Source organism: Salinimicrobium oceani (assembly GCF_012037645.1).
The window spans coordinates 1-408 of record NZ_JAAVJR010000828.1 but is presented as its reverse complement, the minus strand read 5'-3'; the positions used below and the strand labels follow the sequence as shown (position 1 = coordinate 408).

Below are 408 nucleotides of genomic sequence, written 5' to 3'. Positions count from 1 at the left end.
AGGACCCGGATAGTCTGCAGGTTTCAGCATACCGGGACGAACTCTTCAATAAATTGCCATTTTACGAAGGTTTGGTTTACAGCCGGCATTCCAATACGGTACAAACTGCCGTCTATCTTGATAAAAAGATCGTCAACACCGGCAAGAGAAAAAGTTTTGTCGTAGAAAACCTTATTCCGCTGGTGGAGAAGTTTGAGAAAGAGACGGGAATGAACGTATATGTCTCGGGCATGCCCTACATCCGCACCCTTAATGCTCAGACTATCATCGATGAGATAGGACTTTTTATTGGTGCAGCCCTTTTGGTTACCTCGCTCATCTTTTTCTTCTTTTTCAGAAGTATTCGGGCAACGGTGATCTCTATGATTACTGTAATTGTCGGTGTAATGTGGGCTTTCGGGGTGCTCG

Annotated in this window: 1 protein-coding gene; it reads left to right on the top strand. The window is 44.9% G+C overall.

Translation table 11 applies throughout. The features are described from left to right. Window positions 1-408: MMPL family transporter (locus HC175_RS19595; RefSeq protein ID WP_168139797.1), on the top strand; the 408-nt coding region annotated here is incomplete at both ends.